This window comes from Marinobacter sp. L-46 (genome assembly GCF_056859535.1).
The window spans coordinates 1-3,722 of sequence record NZ_JBSXOP010000054.1; the positions used below are offsets into that span (position 1 = coordinate 1).

The following is a 3,722-nucleotide window of genomic DNA, read 5'->3' on the forward strand; positions in this document are numbered from 1 at the left end:
TATCCACTCGTCCAGGGCGGCTTCTGCCTGGAGCCGTGTGGTGGCGTCCCAGATGCCGTAGAAGCGCTCCTTGTGCTCGTAGGCGGCCAGCAGTTGCGGGAACGCGCCTGTCCAGGTCTCCATGATGAGGCGCTCCCGGTCTGAGACTTCGTGAGCGCGTTTCAGCAGGATTTTCCGGTCTCCCTTGAGAGTCCGGCTCTGGGACGGTTTCAGCTCCTTTCTGAGGCCCTTGCGCACTCTCTCTAGGGCATCGTTGGCCATGCGCACCACATGGAACTTATCGACCACGATACGGGCCTGGGGCAGCACAGCCTTGACCGCTGCCCGGTAGGGGTTCCACATGTCCATGCTGACGATCTCGACCTTCTGCCGGTCTTTCAGCTTCATCAGGTAGTTGGTCACCACGTCCTGGCGGCGGGTGGCCAGCAGGTCGAGCAGGGTTCGCTCCTCAATGTTGGTCAGAATGCAGCGGTAGCGCTTGTTCAGGTATAGCTCGTCAATGCCCAGGATGCGGGGCGTCTCGAAGCGGTGCCAGCGCCCCAGGAATTCGGCGCGGGCGTTGAAAATGTCGCGTACCGTCTTCTCGTCCAGGCCCGTGGTATCAGCCACGTAGGCGTAGGGGTGATTGAAGGCTTCCTTCTCCACGTACTCATGCAACCGCAGCGTCATGCGGAAGCCGTCCACCATCTCCGGTAGCTGGGGCCTGAAGGTGGTCTTGCAGGCCCGGCAGGTGTACCGGCGACGAACTACCCAGAGGGTGACCCGCTTGCCGTGGATGGGCAGGTCACGATAGGGAACATCACGCTTGCCGAACCGCACGAACTCACCCTGCACGCCGCACCCCTCGCAGGCTACTGGTGTAGGTGCTTCAAGCCGAAAATGTATGTCTTCATTCTGCTCATCAGAATCCACCAACTGGTACCCAGGAAGGCTTAACGAATTAATCATCTCCCGCCTTGATCAGAAAAACAGGTAGGTGGCGTAACCGGCAATCATCGCCATAGCAAAAATGACTGCTAAAAACGCCGCTAAAAGCTTCAGCGTGAACAAAGAGCGCAACAGAATGAGCTCAGTCAGGCTGGCTCCGGCACTGCCGATGATCAACGCTAGCACCGTCCCGGCACCCACGCCGTTGGCCATCAGAGCCGCTGCCAGAGGTATGACGGCTTCAGCGCGAATATACAACGGCACGCCGATGACAGCGGCAACTGGAATGGCAAAGGGATTATCTGGGCCTGCATACTGCTCCAATAAGTCAGTGGGCATGAAACCATAGACCACGCTGCCAATCGCAATACCGATGAGCAGGTAAGGCAACACATCGATAAAGTCCGACCAAGCTTCCCGCCACACACCACTGTACTTCCCTTCTTTCTTAACCGTGACAGTGGGTTGACTGTCACAGCATTCGCTAGACGTAGAGACTGTTGTCTTCCTATCAGCCCCGCAAGAAGCCGTCTTCGGAGTGGTGTCGCAGCTGTTGGTGCCGCAACTCGATGCGGTCGATGTAGCACTGCACGGGCTTGCTGATGAACTACATCCACTGCTCTCTTGTGTCGCCGTCCGGCGCACATAACGCTCGAAGCCAAGCGTGTGAAGCAGCCATCCGGCACCTACCGCGACCACCAAAGCGGCGAGCACATAGATAGCAGTAAGTGTCCATCCAAACGTGGCAACCAGCAGGCCGACGACGATAGGATTCAGCAACGGAGATGAGAAAAGAAACACCATCATCGGCCCAAAACCGGCCCGTGCCCGAATCAACCCTTTCAACATGGGGATAGTCGAGCAACTACAGAAGGGCGTTATAGCTCCTAAACCAGCAGCAAGAAAATAGCCTCGCTTCCCACTGGAAGTCAGTAACGCTTCCACCTTGGATGGTGGGATGTGACGTTGAAGAACTCCGACCAGCAAGCTAATGCCAATGAATATAACCGATAGCTCGATAGCGAGAAAGGCGAACATGCCTAGAGCGTCTTGGAGTTGAGATGACATTCAATATTACTCCTATATTTCTAGTATTGTCGAAATGATGTACGCAGCCTACTTGCGTTTATCCGACCTGTCAACTATAATTCTAGAAACATCGAATTATTGGGGCGTGCTATGGATCACGAAAAGGTTGCAGCCAGCTTAGCTGAGCTAGGGAATAGTCACCGACTGTCCGTGTTCCGCTTTCTGGTCAAAGCTGGCCATGATGGGGCTTCGGTCGGAGATATCCAGAAGGGGCTGGGTATTCCTGCTTCGACGCTATCACATCACCTTGCGCGCATGGCCAAGGTAGGGCTGATCCGGCAGGAGAAACATAGCCGCACGATTGTCTGTATACCCGAGTATGGGCACCTAGAGAATTTGATCGGTTTCTTACAAGAGGAATGTTGTGCAGGTGTCCGGATTGCGCATGAACCAGAACCGCTTTGACGCTTGCCCAGCTCTCGCTGTCCTCCCTAGTCAGCATCGCTATGAAGACTCAGGCGAAGGTGGAAACAGAAAATTGGCAGTAGAGTAGGCTGAAGAGGATCAATCAGATAATCCGCTGAGAAAGATTTTCTTCTTTACATCTTTGGCATTTTATCAACCAGAAATTCCGGATACCCGTTTTTTCTGCCGTAGAAAATTCTCAGCCTGCACCTTCCGCCAGGTAGATACGCACCCTGTTGAACTCCTCGAATTCGTTCAGGTCTGGCCAGGTCCTGGCTTCAATCACCGTTTGCAGCTGATAAGCCGGGTTACCGAGATCCCGAACCCGCGAATCTGCCAGCAAAACCCGGCTTGCTGCCGCCCGGAACGCCTCCAGCAACGGCCGGTTGTCAGGGTCATAAAGCACATCGGCCGCGGTGACCAGGTCCAGGGATTCCGGCCGCGCCGCCCAGTCGTCACAAAGCTCCACCTGCACACCGTTAAGCCGGGCATTGGCTGCGGCAGCATCCAGCGCTGCCGGATCGATATCGCAGGCAATGGCACGGGCCGCACCCGCCCGCGCCGCAGCCACGGCAACCACGCCGGAGCCTGAGCCGAAATCCAGTACCGCTTTGCCGGCCACCAGCTCCGGATGCTGCAAAATCCAGCTGGCCAGCACCTGGCCGCTGGCCCAGCAGAATGACCAGTACGCCGGCTCTGCTACCACGGCCTGGGCTTCATCATGGCTCAGGGGACCTTCCAGTACCGAGGGATCAAACAGGTACAAGGGGAGGTCCGGGCAACCTGCCGGTGCCGATGCGGCCACACGGCCACGGCTCAGGGTCTTGCGCAGGTGCTGGTTCAGGTGTTCCGGGGTCATTGCTGGCTCTCTCGGCAGTCAAAACCGCCATTGTACCCTAGTGTCCCGTCTGACTAATTCCTTAACCTACTGAGCATCTGCAAAGCCGAAGAGTTAGGCGTGCTGGTGAAAATTTGGTGGTTCCAAATCGAGACAGCAGAACGACACTATTCGGCTTTTCAGATGCTCCCGAAGGGCTTGCCTCTGAGGACTCTGAGCCTGTGTTGCCAGTCCTTGATGTGGAACCACCACACCTGCAGACTGTCGCCTTGGTCAGAGTCCTCAGAGGCAAGCAGTAGATTAAGGAATTAGTCAGACGGGACACTAGTGTCCCTTAACAAAAGTCCGCTTACTTATTGAGCTTGTCTGATAATCTGGCGATTGACTCAATAATCTGGTCGGCAGATTTATGCCATTCAAAGGGCTTCGGGTCTTCGTTGTAAGTCTTCAGATAGTCTTTGAT

4 protein-coding genes are annotated in these 3,722 nt (G+C 55.7%); 1 reads left to right on the plus strand and 3 read right to left on the minus strand.

Features of this window, described 5'->3' with window-relative positions; genetic code table 11:
* Together AC13DJ_RS08230 and AC13DJ_RS08235 are read right to left on the minus strand one after the other, a co-directional pair.
* On the minus strand, window positions 1-948 hold a 948-nt coding region (locus AC13DJ_RS08230), incomplete at its 3' end, for an ISL3 family transposase (RefSeq protein WP_482933547.1).
* Between the two features lie 12 nt (window positions 949-960).
* Window positions 961-1,995 (minus strand): permease, encoded by a 1,035-nt coding sequence (locus AC13DJ_RS08235; protein ID WP_159342928.1) that lies wholly within the window; start codon window positions 1,993-1,995, stop codon window positions 961-963.
* Window positions 1,996-2,106: 111 nt separating this feature from the next.
* On the opposite strand from AC13DJ_RS08235, the gene AC13DJ_RS08240 reads away from it, so the two are divergent.
* The gene (locus AC13DJ_RS08240; RefSeq protein ID WP_000349485.1) at window positions 2,107-2,421 is read left to right on the plus strand and encodes an ArsR/SmtB family transcription factor; all 315 of its coding nucleotides are present in this window, start codon (window positions 2,107-2,109) and stop codon (window positions 2,419-2,421) included.
* A gap of 199 nt (window positions 2,422-2,620) precedes the next feature.
* Here AC13DJ_RS08240 and AC13DJ_RS08245 read toward each other — a convergent pair whose 3' ends face one another.
* Window positions 2,621-3,280, minus strand: coding sequence for a 50S ribosomal protein L11 methyltransferase (locus AC13DJ_RS08245; RefSeq protein WP_094624920.1), 660 nt, complete (start codon window positions 3,278-3,280; stop codon window positions 2,621-2,623).
* Window positions 3,281-3,722: the final 442 nt, after the last annotated feature.

What these genes read in the sequence shown, in the direction of transcription:
- AC13DJ_RS08240 (WP_000349485.1), top strand. Translation starts at nt 2,107, where the DNA reads ATGGATCACGAAAAGGTTGCAGCCAGCTTAGCTGAGCTAGGGAATAGT.
- AC13DJ_RS08245 (WP_094624920.1), bottom strand. Translation starts at nt 3,280, where the DNA reads ATGACCCCGGAACACCTGAACCAGCACCTGCGCAAGACCCTGAGCCGT.
- AC13DJ_RS08235 (WP_159342928.1), bottom strand. Translation starts at nt 1,995, where the DNA reads ATGTCATCTCAACTCCAAGACGCTCTAGGCATGTTCGCCTTTCTCGCT.